The sequence below is a fragment of the Streptomyces sp. NPDC031426 genome, from assembly GCF_055581585.1.
In genome coordinates, this window is the sequence record NZ_JBVIJE010000010.1 from 56217 (window position 1) to 77031 (window position 20815).

The following is a 20815-nucleotide window of genomic DNA, read 5'->3' on the forward strand; positions in this document are numbered from 1 at the left end:
TCAGGGGGCTCGTTGGCGTTTGCGTGCTACGCCGCCAGACGGGCGATCGCGTCCTCGACGGTGAGTTCCTCGCGCTCGCCGGTCTTGCGGTCCTTCAGTTCCAGGACGCCCTCGCCGGAGCGACGGCCGGCGACCAGGATCTGCGGGACGCCGATCAGCTCGGCGTCGGTGAACTTCACGCCCGGGGAGACGCCGGCCCGGTCGTCGACCAGGACGCGGAGGCCCGCGGCGGCCAGCTTCCCGGCGACGTCGAGGGCCAGCTCGGTCTGCAGGGCCTTGCCGGCGGCGACCACGTGCACATCGGCCGGGGCGACCTCCTTGGGCCACACCAGTCCCTTGTCGTCGGCGCTCTGCTCGGCGATGGCCGCGACCGCGCGGGAGACGCCGATGCCGTAGGAGCCCATGGTCACGCGGACCGGCTTGCCGTTCTGGCCGAGGACGTCGAGCTTGAGGGCGTCGGTGTACTTGCGGCCCAGCTGGAAGATGTGGCCGATCTCGATGGCGCGGTCCAGGTTCAGGCCGGTGCCGCACTTGGGGCAGGGGTCGCCCTCCCGCACCACGACGACGTCCACGTAGTCGTCGACCTCGAAGTCACGGCCGGCGACGACGTTCTTGGCGTGGGTCTGGTCCTTGTTGGCGCCGGTGATCCAGGAGGTGCCGGGGGCCACGCGCGGGTCGGCGATGTACTTGACCTTCTCGCCCAGGCCCTGCGGGCCGACGTAGCCGCGGACCAGGTCGGGACGGCCGGCGAAGTCCGCCTCGGTGACCATCTCGACGACGGCCGGGGCGAAGTGCGCCTCGACCTTGTCCAGGTCGACCTCGCGGTCGCCGGGCACGCCGACGGCGACGATCTCGCCGTCCACCTTGACCAGCAGGTTCTTCAGCGTGGCGGAGGCGGGGACGCCGAGGGAGGCGGCCAGGGTCTCGATGGTCGGGGTGTCCGGGGTGGGGATCTCCTCCAGCGCGGGCACGTCCGAGGCGTCGACCGGCTTGAGCGCGTAGGTGATCGCCTCGGTGTTGGCGGCGAAGTCGCAGTTCGGGCAGTCGGCGAAGGTGTCCTCGCCGGCCTCGGCGGGGGCCAGGAACTCCTCCGACTTCGAGCCGCCCATCGCACCGGCGGTGGCCGCGCAGATGCGGTAGTCCAGGCCGAGGCGCTCGAAGATCCGCTGGTAGGCCTCGCGGTGCAGGGCGTACGACTGCGCGAGCCCCTCGTCCTCCAGGTCGAAGGAGTACGAGTCCTTCATCAGGAACTCGCGGCCGCGCAGGATGCCGGCGCGGGGGCGGGCCTCGTCACGGAACTTGGTCTGGATCTGGTAGAGGATCACCGGCAGGTCCTTGTAGGACGTGCACTGGTCCTTGACCAGGAGGGTGAAGATCTCCTCGTGGGTGGGGCCGAGGAGGTAGTCGCCGCCCTTGCGGTCCTTGAGGCGGAACAGCTCCTGGCCGTACTCGTCCCAGCGGCCGGTCGCCTCGTACGGCTCCCGGGGCAGCAGGGCGGGCAGGGTGACCTCCTGGGCGCCGATGGCGTCCATCTCCTCGCGGACGATCCGCTCGACGTTGGAGAGGACCTTCTTGCCGAGGGGCAGCCAGCTCCAGATGCCGGCGGCCGTGCGGCGGACGTAACCGGCGCGGACGAGGAGCTTGTGGCTGAGGACCTCGGCGTCCGCCGGGTCGTCGCGCAGCGTCTTCGCCATCAACTGGGACATGCGCTGGACCGGTGCGTTGGCCATGGTTCTCGTACTCCTGCCGGGTAAGGGTGATGGCATAGGAGGTTAGCCGGGCTGCCTGTGCCGGTGGAAATCGGATTCGCCCCGGCTCTACTTGCGGCGCAGTGGCAGGTGGGCGCCCATCACGGCGTACGGCTTCGGCGCGCTCGGGAAGTGGACCTGGCGGGCGAGGTCGACATAGCCGAGGGAGAAGTACAGACCGCGGGCGGGACTGTCGGTGTCGATCGCGGAGAGGATCGAGCGGGGCTCGGCGGCGGTGTCGGTGATCGCGGTGATCAGGCGGCGCCCGATGCCCCGGTTCTGGTGACGGGGGTGGACGTGCAGTTCCGTGATCACGAAGGAGTCGTCCAGCCAGAAGTCGTTGCGGGTGGCGCGGAGGTACGGCTCCACCACGGTGGACCACCAGTGGGTGCGTGAGTTCGGCATGCCGTAGACGAAGCCGACGAGGTGACCGCCGACGGTGGCGCCGAGAGCCCGCGCTCCCGGGAACTGCATATGGCGCTGGACGATCTGCCGGCGTACGGCGACCTCGTCGGGGCCGAGTCCGAAGGCTACGGCCTGGACGGCCAGGGCCTCGTCGACGCGGGCAACGAGGTCCAGGGGGCCGATCACGAGGTCCATGCCGGGAGCGTACAGCGGCTTCAGAACAGGACGCTCATGAAGGCGCCGACCTCCTGGAAGCCCACGCGGCGGTACGTCCTTCTCGCCGCCGTGTTGAAGTCGTTCACGTACAGGCTGACGACCGGGGCCACGTCGGCGAGGGCATAGCGCAGGACCGCCGCCATGCCGGGGGCGGCCAGGCCCCTCCCCCGGTACTCGGGGGCCACCCAGACGCCCTGGATCTGGCAGGCGTGGCTGGTCGCCGCGCCGATCTCCGCCTTGAAGACGACCTTGCCGTGCTCGTCGAGGCGGGCGAAGGAGCGGCCGGAGCCGACGAGTTCGGCGACGCGGGCCTGGTAGAGCAGGCCGCCGTCACCGGCCATCGGCGATACGCCGACCTCCTCGGTGAACATCGCCACGCAGGCCGGCATGATCGCTTCCATCTCGTCCTTGCGGACGCGGCGGACATAGGGGTCGGCGGCGATGTCGGCGGGCATGCGGTCGGTGACCATCAGCGGCTGGTGGGCGCGCACCTCGCGGGCGGGGCCCCAGTGGGGTTCCAGCAGGCGCCACAGCGAGGCGGTGGCTTCGGCGGGCCCGACGATCGAGGAGCAGCGGCGGCCGGCCCTTCTCGCCCGGTCCGCGAAGGCGCGGATGGCGCGGGGGGTGGCGCAGACCGGGACCAGGTTGGCGCCCGCGTAGCACAGGGACGTGAGCATGCCGTCCTCGTACCAGCCCCACATCTCGCCGCCGAGCCGCCAGGGGTCGAGGCCCGCGACCTGCACCCGGGAGGTCACGAAGGCGTTCGCGACCGGCTCGCGGCCGAGGACGGCGAGCGCGGCGTCAAGGTCGCTCGGTTCGAGCACCCGTGAGGTGGTCTGGGTCAACACGTGCGGGGCCTCACCCTGGGGTTCTGCTGGTCCCGGCACTGTACCTCGTGCGATTGTGCGGCGCCTCGGGGTGACGAAAGGGGGACCTACCTGCGAGGAAGCTCTCGGCGCGGCTCTTCCTGGGCCTCTGGCTGGACCTTGGGCCGGACCTCGGGTGGACACAGCAGTACGGCACCGAAGGTGATCTTCTCCTGTCTCGGCAGCTCGGGTTTCCCCGCCCAGAACGTCACGGCGTCGTCCGGGGCGCGCCAGAGGATCCCGCGCTCCTCCGGGGCTTCCGAGAGAACGGCATCGGCGTCATCGATGGTGACGAGGAAGTGTGAGGCCTTGAGCCAGTGGAGATCGCACAGGCAGTCCCGCAGGGCGTCCCAGATCCAGCCGAAGTAGCCGGGGAGGCGCAGCGCCTCGTGGAACTGGGTGAGCACTCCGTCGGAGTCGCGCATCGCCCGGCCCTGCATTCAGGCCGAGTGGATCAGGCCGGTGGGGGCCGTTTTTGCGGACCAGCCGCAGTTCGTGCTGGGTTCCATGGTCGCCGCCCCATGGACCATTGACTCAGGCTGTGCCGCAGCTTGATGCAATTCGTGGGCCCTGCCTGACCGACCCATGGAATTACACGTCACCCCGTACACGGTTCCGTCCGCGAGCAAGTGAAAATTCGTTCGAGCCTGTGTCAGCCCAGTTCGGAATCGTCTCTCAGTCTTTGCCTCGCGTCGCAGGAGATCCGAATGAGGGACGGTCAGGCAGCTAGCCGTAGGTGCAGCAGGTCATGCGTCAATGCCCCGAAGCCGCCGCGCGATGTCGATGTCCCGCTGGAGTGCGCTGAGCCGAGGCGGCTCTCGGCTGGCGTCGAGGACGACGACATGCAGCCGATCTCCGACCTGGGGTGGTGCGGTGCTTTGATCCCACCAGGAAGGATGCTTCACCTGATCGATGAATCCGGTCTCACCGCCGGCGTCGACCTTTGCCCCCACAGGGGCCACCGCGACCACGGTCACGTCAAGCTCCTGATGATTGCGGAACGTCATTTCGGTCCTCCGAATATGGAAACCCAACTGCGCCCCCGGGTCAGTTCGTTGAACCGATCCAGCTTTTCCACCGGAATTTCGAACTCCAGGCGAGGCGCCCCATTGGGGCCGTTGTAGTCGTGAATCTTCGCATGCTCGCCGAATTCCTCAAGGAACGACGGATCCATGTCATATTTAACCATCCCCTTGGCGAAGTTGGCGCCTGTCGGCCCGGCGTACTCCGCTGCGACGGCCCGTTCACCAAAGTAGATCTTCCCGTCGGACATGATGCCGCCGCCGATGTCCACCCCAGGCTGGTGGTTGGCCGGATTCGGGCCGTTATCGAGTTCGTATTCCGCATGCGCTCCCTTCGGGGTCCGGTAGATCGCAATGTAGTCCGGCGCCAGCCCCAGGTAGTCCGTCCACGACAGGGGGTTTGGCACATACGTAGAGGAGTTGGGCGCCGGTGCGAGGCCGAGGGGGTCGGGGGTGAGGTACCGGGCGGTTTCAGGGTCGTAGTGCCGGAAGTAGTTGTAGTGGAGACCGGTCTCGGGGTCGTAGTACTGGCCCGGGAAGCGGAGGGGTGTGTAGGTGGTGCTGTTTGCCGCCCATGCCGTTGTTCCCCAGAGCGTGCTGCGGGTGCGCCAGGCGATCTCGCCCTGTTCGTCAATGAGTTCGTTGGGGGTGCCGACGAGGTCGGTGACGATGGCGAAAAAGCGGGAGTCGATCTCGTCCTGCGGGGCTTCGGCCGGTGTGATGCGTTCCGTCTGGGTCAGGGGGCGTAGGCCCTGGTGGTCCCAGGTGAGGGTGACCGGGTTGGGGAGGGCTGCAGAGGTGGTGGTCTGTTCACAGAGAGTTGTGCCGTCCCAGGTGAAGTCCACCCTTTCCAGGACCGTTTCGCCGTCCGAAGCGAGGCGGAGTTTTGCTGTGCGGCGGCCCAGGGGGTCGTAGGTGTACTGCCAGCGGGTGCCGTCCGGGGTGGTCACTGATGCCAGACGGTCCTCGGCGCCCCACTCGTAGCGCCAGGTGTCCGGCTTCCTCGACAGGCGGGTTTTCTGGCGGAGGGTGATGCGGCCCAGGGCGTCGTGTTCGTAGCGGACGGTGCCGGCTCGGGTGATGCGGGTGCCCGTGTAGGTGCGGGGACCCGTTGCCTCCGTGCCCGGGTGGTTCGTCGGCCAGGTCGCTTCTGTTTGGTTGCCTGCCTCGTCGTAGGCGTAGCGTTCCGACCAGTTCGCCGCGTGGACCGCTGTCACCCTGCCTGTCGCGTCCAGGTCGAAGTGGCGGGTGCCTGAGAGGTGGTCGTCGATACCGATGACGTTGCCGTCGGCTCGGTAGGTGTAGGCCCTGCTTTGCAGCATGCGGCCCTCGGCGCCGGTCACCGACTGGGTGGTCAGGCGGCCAAGGGGGTCGAAGGTGTGGGCCAGGGTGATGGTTTCGCCTATGTGGCGAGTCAGTTCGCGGCCCGCCTCGTCGTAGGCGAAGTCGATCGTGCGGCCGTTGGTGGTCAGCTGGGTGCGGTTGCCCGCAGCGTCGTACGACCATGTGGAGACGGCACCTGTCGATGTCGTGCGGCCGGTGCGGCGGCCCAGGGTGTCGTAGGCGTACGTCACCGTGCGGCCGTTGACCGTCTCCGAGTGCAGGCGGCCGTAGCGGTCGCGCAGCAGGCTCAGTGTGGTGCCGTCCGGGCCCGTGGCCTGGGCGAGGTTGTCGGTGAAGTCGTAGGCGTAGGTGGTGACGGCGCCTGCGGCGTTCTTCGTGGTGATGCGGCCCAGGGCGTCGCGTTCGAAGGCCGTCACCTCGCCGAGAGCGTTCCGGCGGGAGACCAGGCGGCCGGCGGCGTCGTGCTCGTACGTCAGCGTGCGGTCGTCGAAGTCCGTCTCCGACAGCAGGCGGCCAGCGCCGTCGTAGGCGTACTCCCACGTCAGGCCCTGGGGGTTCGTCACCTTCGTCAGGCGCAGTTCCGCGTCGTGGGCGAATTCGTAGCGGACGCCGTCCGGGCCCGTGCGGGCCGACAGGAGGTCGAAGTGGGTGTACTCGAAGTGAGTGACGCCGCCGAGGGGGTCGGTGTGGCTGGTGCAGTTGCCCTCACCGTCGTACGTCCAGCTCTCCGACGTGCCGTCCGGGGCCGTGCGGCGGGCCAGGTGGCCTTCCACCGTCCATTCCAGGTGGGTCGTCGCGCCCGTCGGGTCCGTGATCGCGACTGGGCGGCCGAAGGCGTCCCGTGTGTAACGGGTCACCGCGCCGAGTGGGTCGGTGACCTCGATCGGCAGGCCCGCGCGGTTGCAGAGCACCCTGGTCGTGTGGCCCAGCGGATCCGTGACCGATGTCAGGTGGCCGGCCTGCGTGTAGGTGAAGTGCGTTGCCTGGGACGCCGGGTCCGTCATCGACGTGCGGTTGCCCCGTTCGTCGTACGCACGGCGGTGGGTGTTGCCGTCGGTGCCGGTCACCTTCACCGGCAGACCCAGGTCGTTGTACTCCGCTCTCGCCTCCCGGCCGTCCGGGCGGATGACCGAGAGCAGGTTGCCCTCGTCGTCGTAGCGGAACGTCGTCGTGTGGCCCAGGGGGTCCGTCGTGGACAGCAGGCGGTTGTAGCGGTCGCGGGTGAAGTGGGTGGCCGCGCCCAGCGGGTCCATCTCCGTGACGACCTGGCTGTTGGCGTTGATCAGGTAGCGGCGGGTGTGGCCCTCGCCCGTCACCGTGGTGGTGACGCGGTGGCCGGTCGCCGGGTCCGTCTCGTCGTACGACAGACGCAGGGCCATGTGGCCGTGGGAGCCGCTCTCGGCGATGCAGCGGTCCCGGTCGTCGTACTCGTACGTGTAGCTGCGATTGTTCGTGTCCGTCCAGGACACCACCCGGGCGCGGTCGTCGTACCCGAAACGCAGGGGCAGGCCCGAGGAGTTGATGACCTCCGTCAGGTGGCCTTCGGGTGAGTAGGCGTAGCGCTTGATCTCCTGGTCCGTGCCGTCGGGCGCCGCGCCCGCCAGGTGCAGGGCCGTGACCCGGTCGCCGGACGTGGTGATCTTCAGGCGGTAGCCGCCGGAGGAGACGATCGCCAGCGGGGTGCCCTCGGCGTCGTGCTCGAAGGTCAGCCAGTTGCCGTTGCGGTCGTCCATCTGTTCCAGGACCGCGCGGTCCTCGCCCTGGTCGGCGAAGTGCCACACCCGGCCCGAGCGGGGGTCCGTGACCGTGTAACCGCCCTCCACCCGGGCCAGCGGCCAGCGGTTGCTGCCGTGGGTGGGGAGCGTGGGGGCGCCGGGCTGGGGGTGGGGGTAGCTCAGGAGGAGGCCGTCCTCCGTGACGAAGATGACGCCCTCGGTGTCGATCGCCAGGTGCTGGTCGACCGTCGAGGACCAGGACGGGCCGAACCAGTGGCCCAGGCGGTAGCCGGACTCCACGCGGCGCGTGAAGACCAGGGGCAGGGTGCCGGGCAGGGTGATGTCGGTCTGCGGCAGGTACATCTTGCCGGTGACCAGGTCCACCGGGTCGGTGTTGTCGTCCTGGACCTTGTTGCCCGGGTTCTCCGCCACGCCCTCCGGGTCCTCGCCCGCGGCCTGGCGGGCCGTGCTCCGCGCGTCACCCGCCGCCACGTCACCCAGCCCGTCCAGCTCACTGGGCAGCGCCCGGGCGCCGGGGATCGAGATGCCGTCGAACAGGGCTCCGAAGCCGCCCGCCTCACCTGCGACCTTGGCCATGGCGCCGGCGCCGCCGAACATGCCGCCGAAGACCATGCCGGACGTCGCCGCGTCGCTCGCCTCGTCCAGGCTGAAGCCCTTGCTCTCGCCGGTGGCGATGGCGACCGGCTGGCTGACCGCCAGGTCCACGGTGACCGACTCCACGCCGCCTATCGCGGCCGTTGCCAGGGTCGTACCCGCGATCGTGGCGATCTCTGTGGAGACCTCGATGCCCAGGGTCCCGGCCAGTTCCACGATGCCCGCCGTGGCCGCCGCCGCCGCGCCCTCGGAGATACCGGCCGTGAAAATGGCCAGCGCGGTGCCCGCGACGATGGTCGCGCCCACGATCTCCAGCTCGTGCTCCAGGCGCGTGACCGCCTTGTGCACGGCGTCGGCGTACTTGTCGAGCGCCTTGGCCATGTCCCGGGCGGCGTCGGCCATGTCCTTCAGCCAGCCGTGCCCGTTGTAGTAGTAGCGGCGCCAGAACGGGTCGTCGAAGGCGGAGATCGCCTCGCCCTTGTTGTCCTCGATGATGTGCCGCGCCGTCTTGTTCGCCGCGGACAGCACGTTCTCGATGTCGTCGGCGAAGGCCCGCCAGGCCTTGGCCGCCTCCCGCAGTCCGTGCTCGTCGGCCGCCGGCCACCACATGCCGGTCATGTCCTGGACGATCTGCTTCGCCTTGTCGGCCGCGCTCACTTCGGCTGGCCCCCGCCCTGCCCGTGGCCCTGCACATGGATCCGGCTGAACATCGAGCGGACCAGCTGCTCGTTGTCGATGTGGCCGTCCGCCATGTCGCTCATCGCCTCATGGATGCTGGCCAGGCCCTGGGCGAGGATGTCCGCCGCGTGCTCGATCTTCGTGACGTTCGGGCCGTACGCCTGGTGGAACTCCGTGCCCTGCTTGTCGTCGCCCCACGGCGAACCCGCCGCCGCGAGCGCCGTCTTGAGCTTGTTCAGCGCCTTGGTGAGATCCTGGCTGTGCGTCTGGAAATGCGGAGCCGTCTGCTTCAGATCAGCGATCTTGATATCGAGTATCTTGCCGTCGCCGCCGCTGCCGCCCTGGTCACCCATGGTGCCGCGTCCCTCCCCGTCAGCCTGCACATCAGCCCGAAAACACTAGTAGGCAAGACGAGTTCGCAATCGGGACCGGCACCAAAGGGACGGTAAAGCTCCGCTCAAGATTGGACAAGATCGAGGAACGCCTGCCAGGCAGCCGGGGGCAGGGCGAGGGTGGGGGCCGTGGCGGGGTTCTGCTTGGAGTCTCGTACGTGGATGGTGGTGGGGCTGGTGGCGACCTCTACGCATTCGCCGCCCTCGCCGTCGCTGTAGCTGCTCTTGAACCACACCAACTCGGTCGGCTCTTCGACGTTCATGTCTCTCCCAGCAACTTCTCTACGAGGGCCAGTGATTCGCGCGGGGACAGGGCCTGCGCCCGTAGGAGACCGTAGCGCTCCTCCAGTTCCCTGACCGTCGAGCGATCGATGAAGAGGCGGCTGCTCTTGTATGCCTCCACGTACGCGATCCTGCGCCCGTTCGTCGTCTCGATCAAGGTGAATCGTCCGGAGAGGGCCGCATGCTCCTCGCGAGCGTCCGGCATTACCTGGATCTCCACGTTGGTCCGTTGACCGATGAGCAGGATCTGCTCCAACTGGCCCCGCACTACCTCCCGTCCACCCAGCCCTTTCCGTAGAACCGCCTCTTCCATCACGAAGCTGATGGTGGGCATCGGCCTCCGCCCGAAGATCTCCTGACGAGCCAACCGGGCCGTCACGCGCTGTTCGATCGTCACCTCATCCAGCGGGGGACGCCGGACGGTGAAGACCGCCCGCGCGTAGTCCTCGGTCTGCAGCAGACCGGGCACGGTCTGCACGGCGAAGAAGTGCAACGCGACAGCCTTCTTCTCCAGCGCCGCCGCATCTTGGAAGAACGCCGGGTACTGCGCTTTCTCCATCTCCTGGATGAAATCGACCAGCACCCCCTGCGCGCCCAGCACCTCATCAGCGTGCCTGATGAACCTCGCCGATGGAATGCGCCTCCCCTGCTCGAACGACGCGATGGTCGCCGCCGAGTACCCGGTACGGGAACCGAGTTCGGCGCGTTCCATGCCCGCCTGAGTCCGCAGCCGCTTCAACAACCGCCCGAAGATGAGCGGAACAGCCGAATCGGTCCCGGACTCGCCCGCCGGCTCCGTCACTTCAGGCTCCGCCTGCGCTTCCTCGCTCACATCCACCCCCCAATTCCCTCGCGCCACCGCCGGTCACGGCGCGCCCGTGTACAGCGGCACCCCTCGCTCGTACAACGCGTGTTGGTCAAGGTGCGGCCGCTGTTCAACGTTACTGAGCGTGCGCGAGCGTAAGCGGCATGACGTCGGAAATCTCCACCCGCGAATTCGCCATGCGCTTCACCTCCACCCCACGCGGCGCACGCCTCGCCCGGCGGCTCGTCTCGCTCCGGCTGGACGAGTGGGGGCACGCCTACGACGGCCCCGTGAACGAAGCCGTCACACTCATCGCCGCCGAACTCGTGGCGAATGCGGTCCGGCACGGGCACGTACCCGGGCGGGACTTCCGTCTCCGGCTCACCGAGTCGTCCGGCACCCTGCGCCTGGAGGTCTCCGACACCCGTACCGAGCGGCTGCCCGAGCTGCGGGTCCCGACCGGCGAGTCCGGGCGAGGGCTGGTCCTGGTCGGGGCGCTCGCCGACAAGTGGGGCGTCACGCCGCTACAGCCCGGCAAGTCCGTCTGGGCGGAGGTATGGCTGAGTCCCGCCACCCAGGGGTGACGGGACTCACGAAAGCAGGCAAAGATCAGCCGGCCACCGACACCGACGGCTCGCCGGAGGCCACGCCGTCCTCCTCCATCTGCTCGGCCAGCTTCATGGCCTCCTCGATGAGGGTCTCCACGATCTTGGACTCGGGGACCGTCTTGATGACCTCGCCCTTGACGAAGATCTGGCCCTTACCGTTGCCAGAGGCGACACCGAGGTCGGCCTCGCGGGCCTCGCCCGGGCCGTTCACCACACAGCCCATGACGGCCACCCGCAGCGGGACCTCCATGCCCGTGAGGCCCGCCGTGACCTCCTCGGCCAGCTTGTAGACGTCCACCTGGGCCCGGCCGCAGGACGGGCAGGAGACGATCTCCAGGCCGCGCTGGCGCAGGCCGAGGGACTGCAGGATCTGGAGGCCGACCTTGACCTCCTCGACGGGGGGAGCCGACAGGGACACGCGGATGGTGTCGCCGATGCCCTGCGAGAGCAGCGCGCCGAACGCCACCGCCGACTTGATCGTGCCCTGGAAGGCCGGGCCCGCCTCCGTCACACCGAGGTGGAGCGGGTATTCGCACTGCTCGGCGAGCTGGCGGTAGGCCTCGATCATGACGACCGGGTCGTTGTGCTTGACGGAGATCTTGATGTCCCGGAAGTCGTGCTCCTCGAAGAGGGACGCCTCCCACAGGGCCGACTCGACCAGGGCCTCCGGGGTCGCCTTGCCGTACTTCTGGAGCAGGCGCTTGTCCAGGGAGCCGGCGTTCACACCGATGCGGATCGGGGTGCCGTGGTCCTTGGCGGCCTTGGCGATCTCCTTGACCTTGTCGTCGAACTGCTTGATGTTGCCGGGGTTCACACGGACCGCCGCGCAACCCGCCTCGATGGCGGCGAAGACGTACTTGGGCTGGAAGTGGATGTCCGCAATCACCGGGATCTGGGACTTCTTCGCGATGGTCGCCAGGGCGTCCGCGTCGTCCTGGGTCGGGCACGCCACGCGCACGATCTGGCAGCCGGACGCCGTCAGCTCGGCGATCTGCTGGAGGGTGGCGCCGATGTCCGACGTACGGGTCGTGGTCATCGACTGGACCGAGACGGGCGCGTCTCCGCCGACCGCCACGCTTCCGACCTGGATCTGCCGGCTCTTCCGGCGCTCGGCGAGCTTGGTCGGAACGGACGGCATGCCGAGAGAAATCGCAGTCATCTGCTGTGCAACCCCAAGTCGTGGATCAAGGTCCGGTCCCGTCTACGGGCGGGCTCCAGGCTTCGAGATTACGGTACGGGCCCAGGCGCCAGCACATCCCACCCGGTAAACACACCCGATGGAATGCGGCCCGGAACACCGGGTTCCGGGCCGCCTCCAACGCCGTATGGCTAAGAGATTTTCACGGGGTTAACGACATCCGCCACCAGGACCAAGATCGTAAAGCAGACGAAGATCCCCGCCACCACATACGCCACCGGCATCAACTTCGCCACGTCGAACGGACCGGGGTCCGGGCGGCGCAGCACCCGGGCGACGTTGCGTCGCAGGGCCTCCCACAGGGCGCCCGCGATGTGGCCGCCGTCGAGCGGGAGCAGCGGGAGCATGTTGAACAGGAACAGGGAGAGGTTGAAGCCGGCGAGCAGCATCACGAACATCGCCACCTGCTGGGAGGCGGGGATGTTCAGGGTGGCGATGTCGCCGGTGATGCGGGCCGCGCCGATGATGCCCACCGGGGAGTCCGGCTGACGCGGGGCGTTGCCCAAGGCGGCGTCCCACAGGGCCGGGATCTTGGCGGGCAGGGCGGCGAGGGAGTCGACGGCGTCGCCGACCCGGTCGGTCATCCAGGTGACGGACTGGCCGAGGTCCTGGTGGACGACGCCGGTGGCGGCGCTGAAGCCGAGGAAGCCGGCCTTGACGTACTTGCCCTGGACGTACTGGCCGCTGGAGTCCTTCTTGGCGACCAGGTTGGTGGCGATCCTGGCGTGCAGGGTGAGCTGCTTGCCGTCGCGCTGGACGACGATCGGGACGGTCTTGCCGGCGCTGTCCCGGATCAGGTCCGAGAGGGTGTTCCAGTCCTGGGTCGGCTTGCCGTCGAAGGAGACGATCTTGTCGCGCTTCTTCATGCCGGCGGCCTGGGCCGGGGAGGCCGGGTCGGACTTCTTGCAGCTGTCGCGGTTCTCGCTCTGGGCGATGACGCAGGGCGAGACGGAGGAGACGGTGGTGGTCTGCTGCTGGATGCCGAAGCCCATCAGGACCGTGAAGAACAGGGCGATCGCGAGGATCAGGTTCATGAACGGGCCCGCGAACATGACGATCACGCGCTTCCAGGGCTTGCGCGTGTAGAACATGCGCGTCTCGTCGCCGGGCTGGAGCTCCTCGAAGGCGGCCGAGCGGGCGTCCTCGATCATGCCGCGCCACGGGGAGGTGGAGCGGGCGGAGACGCGGCCCTGGTCGTCGGGCGGGAACATGCCGATCATGCGGATGTAGCCGCCGAGCGGGACCGCCTTGATGCCGTACTCGGTCTCGCCCTTCTTCCGCGACCAGATGGTCGGGCCGAAGCCGACCATGTACTGCGGCACGCGGATGCCGAAGAGCTTGGCCGTGGACAGGTGCCCCAGCTCGTGCCACGCGATCGAGACGAGCAGGCCGACCGCGAAGACCAGTATGCCGAGGATGAACATCAAGGTCGTCATGCACGCGCCTCCGCGGTCGCCGTCGTGGCTGTGAGTTCGCGGGCCCGGGCGCGTGCCCAGGCCTCCGCTTCGAGGACGTCCGACACGGTGAGTGAAGTTCCCGCGGCCGGGGTGCCGTGCTCCTCGACCACCCCGGTGACGGTCTCCATGATGCCGTTGAAGGGCAGTGCGCCGTTGCGGAAGGCCTCGACGCACTCCTCGTTGGCCGCATTGAACACCGCGGGGGCCGTGCCCGCGAGCTGCCCCACGTGCCGGGCGAGGTTCACCGAGGGGAAGGCCTCGTTGTCCAGCGGGAAGAACTCCCAGGTGGAGGCCTTGCTCCAGTCGAAGGCGGGCGCCGCGTCGGGGACGCGTTCGGGCCAGCCCAGACCGATGGCGATGGGCCCGCGCATGTCGGGGGGCGTCGCCTGGGCGATCGTGGATCCGTCGGTGAACTCGACCATCGAGTGGACATACGACTGGGGATGCACGACCACCTCAATGCGGTCGAAGGGAATGTCGTAGAGGAGGTGTGCCTCGATGACCTCCAGGCCCTTGTTGACGAGGGTCGCGGAGTTGATCGTGATCACGGGGCCCATCGCCCAGGTGGGGTGGGCGAGGGCGTCCTCGACGGTCACCCGGGCCAGGTCGGCCTTCGTACGGCCGCGGAAGGGCCCTCCGGACGCCGTGACGACCAGCTTGCGTACGTCGGCCCGCGTACCGGCGGCCAGTGCCTGGAAGAGGGCGGCGTGCTCGGAGTCGACCGGGATGATCTGTCCGGGCTTGGCGAGCGCCTTGACCAGCGGTCCGCCGACGATCAGGGACTCCTTGTTGGCGAGCGCCAGGGTGCGGCCGGCCTCCAGGGCGGCGAGGGTGGGCGCGAGGCCGATGGAGCCGGTGATGCCGTTCAGCACGGTGTGGCAGTCGGAGGCGGCGACCTGGGTGGCCGCGTCCGGTCCGGCGAGGATCTCGGGGAGCGGCTCGCCGGGGCCGTACTCGGCGGCGAGCGCCTCGCGCAGGGCCGGTACGGCGTCCTCGCGGGCGACCGCGACGGTCCGTACGCGCAGCCGGCGGGCCTGCTCGGCGAGGAGGGCGATGCGGCCGCCGTTCGCGGACAGGGCGGTGACCCGGAACCGGTCGGGGTGGCGCAGCACGAGGTCGATGGCCTGGGTGCCGATGGATCCGGTGGAGCCGAGGATCACCACGTCCTTGGGGCCGTCGCCCGCGAGAGGGTCGTAGACGAGGTGGGGATCGGCGAGGGGTGCCGGATGGGCGGGGCTGTCGGTCATCCCCCCATTGTTGCCCCAACCGGTGACGGCACGGACACGGCGTCCCTCGCGCGGGTGTGTCCGTACTCTTCGTCACTGTTTGCGATGGTTCTCCTGATCTGCGGTCACCGTGAAGATCGGGGTCCGTCCGGTCGGGATCAACCCGTTGGGACGCAACCATGGGAAATCGCGCGCACGCGGTGGCCGTCGATGGCATCCTTCCGGTGCAGCCCGTCATGGAGGGCGAAAGAGGGGGAGTACCACCATCATGAATCGCATGCGCGCGACCGCGGCCGTCCTGGCCACTGCCGGAATGCTGACCGCTGCTCAACTCGGTCTCGCCGGAGCGGCGTCGGCCACCACGCAGACGCCGCAGAGTTCCGGTTGCCCGGTCGACCTGGTCTATCCGAGCAGCTTCTACATCAACTCGCAGGGCTGGGTGACCAACGGGGGGTTGTACTTCGGCATCAAGAACAAGAGCACGACGAAGAGCTTCAAGAAGGTCAGCTTCACGGTCACGGACGTGAAGAACATCCGTTTCGGCTCGGCCAAGGCCACGGGTGGCAAGGTCACGCACAAGACGTCGACGACGGTGACCGTCTACACGGGCACGCTGAACACGAAGGCGAGCCTCGGGGTGAAGGTGCAGACGCATCTGCTCAACACCCACACCTACAAGGCGAAGTTCACCCTGCACGGCTCGGGCTGGACGTGCGCCGTGGACCAGGGCACCTGGGGCAACTGAACGGCCCCAGGCGCCCGGTCGGCGGGCGGGAGGGCGGCTCAGTCCCCGAAGGGGCGACGCTCGCTCTCCCGCTTGGACGCTCCAGGGGTCGCGTCGGCGATCCACGGGCCGTCTCCGGACAGGTCGACGACGCCTTCCTCCAGCCAGGTGTAGGACCCGGCGAGCACGCCCTTGACCACCTTGCGGTCGAGGGCGTCGGTGTTGGTCCACAGCCGGTCGAAGAGTTCCTCCACGCGGATGCGGGACTGCCGGCAGAAGGCGTCGGCCAACTGGTAGGCCTCGCGGCCGTGTTCGCCCCGGCTGCGCAGCAGCTCGGCCCGGACGCAGGACGCGCTCATCGCGAACAGTTCGGCGCCGATGTCCACGATCCGCCCGAGGAAGCCCTGCTTGGTCTCCATCCGGCCCTGCCAGCGGGACATGGCGTAGAAGGTGGAGCGGGCCAGTTTGCGGGCGGTGCGCTCGACATAGCGCAGATGCCCGGACAGGTCGATGCCGTGCTTGAACTGGCCGTAGGACGTGGGGAGTTGTCCGGGTCCGGCGACCAGTTTGGGCAGCCACTTGGCGTAGAAGACGCTGGCGTTGGCGCCCGCTTTCGCCTTGTCGCTCAGGGACTTTTCGGGGTCGATGAGGTCACCGGCGACGGAGAGGTGGGCGTCGACGGCCTCGCGGGCGATCAGCAGGTGCATGATCTCCGTGGAGCCCTCGAAAATGCGGTTGATGCGCAGGTCGCGCAGGATCTGCTCGGCCGGGACGCCGCGCTCGCCGCGCGCCTTCAGCGACTCGGCGGTCTCGTAGCCGCGGCCGCCGCGGATCTGGACCAGTTCGTCGGCCATCTTCCAGGCCATCTCGGAGCCGTAGAGCTTGGCGAGGGCGGCCTCGATGCGGATGTCGTTGCGGTCCTCGTCGGCCATCTGGGAGGACAGGTCGAGTACGGCTTCGAGGGCGAAGGTCGTCGCCGCGATGAAGCTGATCTTGGAGCCGACGGCCTCGTGCAGTGCGACCGGCTTGCCCCACTGCTCGCGCTCCGCCGACCATTCGCGGGCGATCTTCAGGCACCACTTGCCGGCGCCCGCACACATCGCCGGCAGTGAGAGCCTGCCGGTGTTCAGGGTGGTGAGCGCGATCTTCAGCCCCGCGCCCTCCGGGCCGATCCGGTTGGCGGCCGGGACCCGGACCTGGTGGAAGCGGGTGACGCCGTTCTCGATGCCGCGCAGGCCCATGAAGGCGTTGCGGTTCTCGACGGTGATGCCCTCCGCGGTCGCCTCCACGACGAACGCGGTGATGCCGCCCTTGTGCCCCTCGGACTTCGGCACGCGTGCCATGACGACGAGCAGGTCGGCCACCACCCCGTTGGTGGTCCACAGTTTCACTCCGTCGAGTACGTAGTCGTCGCCGTCGGGTACGGCCGTGGTGGCGAGGCGGGCGGGGTCGGAGCCGACGTCCGGCTCGGTGAGGAGGAAGGCGGAGATGTCGGTGCGGGCGCAGCGGGGCAGGAAGGCGTCCTTCTGCTCCTGGGTGCCGAAGATCTTCAGCGGCTGGGGTACGCCGATCGACTGGTGGGCGGAGAGCAGGGCGCCGACGGCGGGGCTGGCGGAGCCGACCAGGGCGAGGGCCTTGTTGTAGTAGAGCTGGGTGAGGCCGAGGCCGCCGTACTTGGGGTCGATCTTCATGCCGAGGGCGCCGAGTTCCTTGAGGCCGGTGACGACCTCGTCGGGGATGCGGGCCTCGCGCTCGATGCGGGCGGAGTCGATCGTGGACTCGCAGAAGGCGCGGAGCTTGGCGAGGAACTCCTCGCCGCGCCGGACGCTCTCGGGGTCCGGGAGCGGATGGGGGTGGATGAGGTCGAGCCGGAAGCGCCCGAGGAACAGTTCCTTGGCGAAGCTGGGCTTGTGCCAGTCCTGCTGCCGGGCGGCCTCCGCCACCCGGCGTGCCTCGCGCTCGGTGACGGTGGTGCGTGACTTGGTGGGGGCGGACATTGAGGCTCACCTCGCCGCGAAGAGGGACGATTCGGACCGTTCGTTACCGACCAGTGCTACTGGATCGTTGGTACCCGAAACGGGCCGACCCCACCACCCCTCGCGCGGCCATCCGGCCGAAAGCCCGGCCGGAGACCCGTCACGCGGGTGCGTACTGGTGCTCCGGAGCGCGCCCCTTTGCGCCGCCCGGGAAGAGGTGTCGAGGCGCTTCGACAGCCCATGGACACCCCGCCCCGGCTGAAGCTAGCGTCAATCTCGCCCTCACTCACCCCCCGTCAGCACTACCACCCCCCGTCAGCACTACGCGGTAGTCGAAGCGCTTCACCAGGCTTGGAGCACGGATGGTCACCCTCGCCGAGGTCGCGCAGCACGCCGGAGTCTCGGCGAGCACGGTGAGCTATGTCCTCAGCGGCAAGCGGTCCATCTCCGCGACCACCCGGCAGCGCGTCGAGCAGAGCATCCGGGAACTGGGCTACCACCCGAACGCCGGCGCCCGCGCCCTGGCCGGCAAGCGGTCGAACATCATCGCGCTGATGATCCCGCTGCGCACCGACATGTATGTGCCGGTGATGATGGAGATCGCCATTGCGGTGGCCACCACCGCTCGCATCCATGGCTACGACGTCCTGCTGCTCACCGGAGAGGAGGGCCCCGACGCGGTGCGCCGGGTGACCGGCAGCGGTCTCGCCGACGCGATGATCCTGATGGACGTCGAGCTGGAGGACGAGCGGCTGCCGCTGCTCAGGCAGACCGATCAGCCCTGGGTGCTGATCGGCCTGCCGGCCGATACGGCGGGTCTGACCTGTGTGGACCTGGACTGGACGGCGACCGGCGCGCTGTGCGTGGAGCACCTGGCGGGGCTCGGTCACCGTGACATCGCTGTCATAGGCGAGGCCCCGGCCGTCTACGAGCGCCACACCGGTTTCGCCGAGCGCACCCTGGACGGACTGCGCTCCCGGGCCCGCGAGGCGGGCGTACGGCTGCTGCACCGCCCGTGCGACGGCGGCTATGACGCGATGGCCGTGACGCTGGCCCGGATCCTCGACGAGCGCCCGGCGACGACCGGGTTCGTGGTGCAGAACGAGTCGGCGGTGGAGCCGCTGCTCGCGCTGCTGCGCCAGCAGGGCCGGGCCGTGCCGGAGGACGTGTCCGTGGTCGCGATCTGCCCGGACCAGGTCGCCGTGCAGGCCTCGGTGCGGCTGACCTCGGTCGCCATCCCGGCGCAGGAGATGGGCCGGTACGCGGTCGAGCATCTGGTGGCCAAGCTGGACGGACGGGGCGGCGACGAGGTCGTGCTGCTCGCGCCCGAGCTGACGGTACGGGCGAGTTCGGGACCGGCACCGGCCGCCTCCTGACCGCACCTTCCCGTGCTCCGGTGCGTCCGGGGCATCCCTCTGCCTGCCTTGTCCCTGTCCCGCACTCCTTCAGGAGCATGCAGTGAACCAGCCTGCCGTCACGCAGCCCAAGGTCTCCCTCGCCCAGTCCTTCCCCACCACCGGCACCTTCCGTGAGCGGGACCGGGCGCTGGAGTGAAGCGGCCGTCAGAAGACGGCGCGGATCGAGCCGCGGGGTCCGGACGCGGTCCGGGTGCGCGCCCGGCTCGGCGGCCCGGTGCTGGACGGGCTGCCGGGCGCGCTCCTCGACCCCCCGCCCGCCCAGGACGCCACGGTCGGGATCGGTGCCGGTGCGGCGCGGCTCACGGTCGGCGCGCTGACCGTCGAGGTGAGCGCCGAGGGCATGCTCCGCTTTCTGCGCACCGAGGACCGTACGGAGCTGCTCGCCGAGGAGCCGGCCCACTTCTGGTGGCCCGGGTCGCGGCTCCACACGGCGGTCGGCAACGGCCACCACCGCCTGGAGCAGCGCTTCGCCGCGTACGAGGGCGAGCGGCTGTACGGCCTCGGCCAGCACCAGCACGGACGCCTGGACCAGAAGGGCCTGGTGCTGGACCTGGTGCTGGACCTGGTGCAGCGCAACGCCGAGGTGAGCGTCCCGGTGCTGGTGTCCAGCCGGGGCTACACCCTGCTGTGGAACAACCCGGCGATCGGCCGGGGGGAACTGGCGGGCAACGGCACCCGCCGGGTCGCGGACTCGGCCCGGCAGATCGACTACTGGATCACGGCGGGCACCCCGGCCGACGGCCAGCGCGCCTACAGCACGGTCACCGGCCGCTCCCCCATGCTCCCCGGGCCGGGATCTGCTGGTCGCCCCGGTGCCGACCGCCGGCGCGACGGCCCGGACGGCCCACCTTCCGGCGGGCGCGCGCTGGACGGACGCGTGGACGGGTGAGACGTACGAGGGCGGTACGGCGGTGACGGTGGACGCGCCGCTGGACCGCATCCCGCTGTTCCTGCGGGACGGGGCGGAACTGCCCATCGCACAGTGAGGAGCGAGTGAGCGCGGAAGGGAGCCGGTTCCGGCGTGGGCCCGGCCCCCTGTCGTCCTGGTGGGTCAGTAGGCGCAGACCGACCGCAGGGACCGGGCCAGCGCCTTGGTGTGCAGGTGGTCCAGGTCCTGGTCGTGGCGCACCTGAAGGGCGGCCAGGACGAGTTCCGGACGACAGGCGAGGGCCGTACGGTCCGCCGTCGTGTCGGCGATGGCCTGGACGAGGGCCGTGTTGATGCGGTTGATCCGCTGGCGGACCACGCTCAGGTCGGGCCGGGTGGTGGGGGCCTGCTCCGGGTGGTCGGTCCAGAGCTGGAACAGGCCGCGCTGCACGAGTTTGTTCGCCTCGATCTGGTCGCGGAAGATCGCCCGGACCTCGTCGGGGTCGGCACCGAGCTGTACGGCCTGGGCGGCCACGGAGTCGAGAACCTGCTGTTCGCGGGCGGGGTCGTCGATGGGGCTGTCGGTGCCCCATTTCGCGGCGGCCACCAGGTCGGCGGTGGCCAGCCGCTCGGCGGACAGCTCGGCGACGGGGTGCAGGGCGCTCGGGTCGGGGACCGACGCGGTGTACGCCGGGGCGGCGGGCCGGGAAGCGGGAGCCGCGACCGCGGTCGCCGTCGTGGTGAGCAGGACGGCCGCGGTCGCGACGGTGGCCAGCAGAGGGCGCAGGGTAGTGGTGTTTCGCATGCCCACCATCAAACCGCACCCGGCCGGGTCAACTGCTGCTGGAGCTCTCGCTGTTGACGGTGAAGCCCAGCTGCATACGACCGTGCACCTCGACGGCACGCGCCCGGCCCCGCGCTCGGTCGTGAACGCGGCTTGAGGGCGGCCGACTTCGACGAGCAGTCCGGCATCGCGATCGTGGACCGGACCAGGGCAGCGGGCGACGCGGTGACACCGGCGCACGGCAAAAACGGCCGAACTGGTCTACCGCGCCTGCGACTTCAGTGCCGGGGTGAGCGAGGTGAGGGCGCAGGTGGCGGGCGAGGGTGTACTGGAGGTGTCCCTGGGCGCCGGCCTCGCCGCCGGCGGTGTGCACGACGTCCGCCTCGGACTGCGCGGCCCGCTTCGGCTCGCGCACGTCGGTTTCTCCGGTTGAGGGTCCGGAGGAGACCGGCGACGGGAAGGGGCCCGG

Annotated in this window: 18 protein-coding genes and 2 pseudogenes; 6 read left to right on the forward strand and 14 right to left on the reverse strand. The window is 69.5% G+C overall.

The genetic code is table 11. The annotated features are described in order from the left end of the window. Positions 1-26: 26 nt before the first annotated feature. From ACZ5NH_RS21915 to ACZ5NH_RS21955, 9 genes are all read right to left on the reverse strand, one after another. Positions 27-1730, reverse strand: coding sequence for a proline--tRNA ligase (locus tag ACZ5NH_RS21915; RefSeq protein WP_468777467.1), 1704 nt, complete (start codon positions 1728-1730; stop codon positions 27-29). An 87-nt stretch (positions 1731-1817) separates the two neighbouring features. Further along, entirely contained in the window at positions 1818-2348 is a 531-nt protein-coding gene (locus ACZ5NH_RS21920) for a GNAT family N-acetyltransferase (protein ID WP_468777469.1), read from the reverse strand. A gap of 20 nt (positions 2349-2368) precedes the next feature. Further along, on the reverse strand, positions 2369-3217 hold the full coding sequence (locus ACZ5NH_RS21925; RefSeq protein ID WP_468777471.1) for a GNAT family N-acetyltransferase: 849 nt from the start codon (positions 3215-3217) through the stop codon (positions 2369-2371). 86 nt (positions 3218-3303) lie between these two features. Further along, the gene (locus tag ACZ5NH_RS21930) at positions 3304-3660 is read right to left on the reverse strand and encodes a barstar family protein (RefSeq protein WP_468777473.1); all 357 of its coding nucleotides are present in this window, start codon (positions 3658-3660) and stop codon (positions 3304-3306) included. Between the two features lie 321 nt (positions 3661-3981). Beyond that, positions 3982-4242 (reverse strand): hypothetical protein, encoded by a 261-nt coding sequence (locus tag ACZ5NH_RS21935; RefSeq protein WP_451009514.1) that lies wholly within the window; start codon positions 4240-4242, stop codon positions 3982-3984. Continuing rightward, positions 4239-8588 carry a DUF6531 domain-containing protein gene (locus ACZ5NH_RS21940; protein ID WP_468777476.1) on the reverse strand — a complete coding sequence of 1450 codons (4350 nt, stop codon included), beginning with the start codon at positions 8586-8588 and terminating at the stop codon, positions 4239-4241. The genes ACZ5NH_RS21935 and ACZ5NH_RS21940 overlap by 4 nt, the downstream gene beginning before the upstream one ends. Next, the gene (locus ACZ5NH_RS21945; RefSeq protein ID WP_468777477.1) at positions 8585-8962 is read right to left on the reverse strand and encodes a WXG100 family type VII secretion target; all 378 of its coding nucleotides are present in this window, start codon (positions 8960-8962) and stop codon (positions 8585-8587) included. Before ACZ5NH_RS21945 ends, ACZ5NH_RS21940 begins: the two co-directional genes overlap by 4 nt. A gap of 104 nt (positions 8963-9066) precedes the next feature. Next, a complete protein-coding gene (locus ACZ5NH_RS21950; protein ID WP_468777478.1) occupies positions 9067-9264 on the reverse strand; it encodes a DUF397 domain-containing protein in 198 nt (65 codons plus the stop codon). Continuing rightward, entirely contained in the window at positions 9261-10115 is an 855-nt protein-coding gene (locus ACZ5NH_RS21955) for a helix-turn-helix domain-containing protein (RefSeq protein ID WP_468777757.1), read from the reverse strand. Before ACZ5NH_RS21955 ends, ACZ5NH_RS21950 begins: the two co-directional genes overlap by 4 nt. Before the next feature lie 137 nt (positions 10116-10252). On the opposite strand from ACZ5NH_RS21955, the gene ACZ5NH_RS21960 reads away from it, so the two are divergent. Beyond that, a complete protein-coding gene (locus tag ACZ5NH_RS21960; RefSeq protein WP_468777480.1) occupies positions 10253-10672 on the forward strand; it encodes an ATP-binding protein in 420 nt (139 codons plus the stop codon). A 25-nt stretch (positions 10673-10697) separates the two neighbouring features. Here ACZ5NH_RS21960 and ispG read toward each other — a convergent pair whose 3' ends face one another. From ispG to dxr, 3 genes are all read right to left on the reverse strand, one after another. Next, complete coding sequence (gene ispG, locus ACZ5NH_RS21965; protein ID WP_388627852.1) at positions 10698-11855, reverse strand: flavodoxin-dependent (E)-4-hydroxy-3-methylbut-2-enyl-diphosphate synthase; 1158 nt, start codon at positions 11853-11855, stop codon at positions 10698-10700. Between the two features lie 170 nt (positions 11856-12025). After that, the gene (locus tag ACZ5NH_RS21970; protein ID WP_388627856.1) at positions 12026-13330 is read right to left on the reverse strand and encodes a M50 family metallopeptidase; all 1305 of its coding nucleotides are present in this window, start codon (positions 13328-13330) and stop codon (positions 12026-12028) included. After that, a complete protein-coding gene (dxr, locus tag ACZ5NH_RS21975; RefSeq protein WP_468777481.1) occupies positions 13327-14598 on the reverse strand; it encodes a 1-deoxy-D-xylulose-5-phosphate reductoisomerase in 1272 nt (423 codons plus the stop codon). Before dxr ends, ACZ5NH_RS21970 begins: the two co-directional genes overlap by 4 nt. 256 nt (positions 14599-14854) lie before the next feature. On the opposite strand from dxr, the gene ACZ5NH_RS21980 reads away from it, so the two are divergent. Next, on the forward strand, positions 14855-15322 hold the full coding sequence (locus ACZ5NH_RS21980; protein WP_468777483.1) for a hypothetical protein: 468 nt from the start codon (positions 14855-14857) through the stop codon (positions 15320-15322). 38 nt (positions 15323-15360) lie between these two features. Here the strand turns inward: ACZ5NH_RS21980 and ACZ5NH_RS21985 are convergent, their stop codons facing one another. Beyond that, on the reverse strand, positions 15361-17298 hold the full coding sequence (locus ACZ5NH_RS21985; RefSeq protein WP_468777484.1) for an acyl-CoA dehydrogenase family protein: 1938 nt from the start codon (positions 17296-17298) through the stop codon (positions 15361-15363). Positions 17299-17639: 341 nt separating this feature from the next. Between ACZ5NH_RS21985 and ACZ5NH_RS21990 the strand changes: the two genes are divergently transcribed. The 3 genes and pseudogenes from ACZ5NH_RS21990 to ACZ5NH_RS22000 all read left to right on the forward strand — a co-directional run bounded on the left by ACZ5NH_RS21990 (position 17640) and on the right by ACZ5NH_RS22000 (position 19681). Further along, positions 17640-18653 carry a LacI family DNA-binding transcriptional regulator gene (locus tag ACZ5NH_RS21990; RefSeq protein ID WP_468777485.1) on the forward strand — a complete coding sequence of 338 codons (1014 nt, stop codon included), beginning with the start codon at positions 17640-17642 and terminating at the stop codon, positions 18651-18653. An 82-nt stretch (positions 18654-18735) separates the two neighbouring features. Next, positions 18736-19482: pseudogene (locus ACZ5NH_RS21995) on the forward strand (glycoside hydrolase family 31 protein); the annotation flags it as partial. A gap of 25 nt (positions 19483-19507) precedes the next feature. Next, positions 19508-19681: a hypothetical protein gene (locus ACZ5NH_RS22000; protein WP_468777487.1), complete on the forward strand. Its 174-nt coding sequence runs from the start codon at positions 19508-19510 to the stop codon at positions 19679-19681. 65 nt (positions 19682-19746) lie between these two features. On the opposite strand, the gene ACZ5NH_RS22005 is transcribed toward ACZ5NH_RS22000, so the two are convergent. After that, positions 19747-20367 (reverse strand): chorismate mutase, encoded by a 621-nt coding sequence (locus ACZ5NH_RS22005; protein WP_468777489.1) that lies wholly within the window; start codon positions 20365-20367, stop codon positions 19747-19749. Between the two features lie 37 nt (positions 20368-20404). Between ACZ5NH_RS22005 and ACZ5NH_RS22010 the strand changes: the two are divergent. Beyond that, positions 20405-20779 (forward strand): annotated as a pseudogene (locus tag ACZ5NH_RS22010) (carbohydrate-binding protein); the annotation flags it as partial. Positions 20780-20815: the final 36 nt, after the last annotated feature.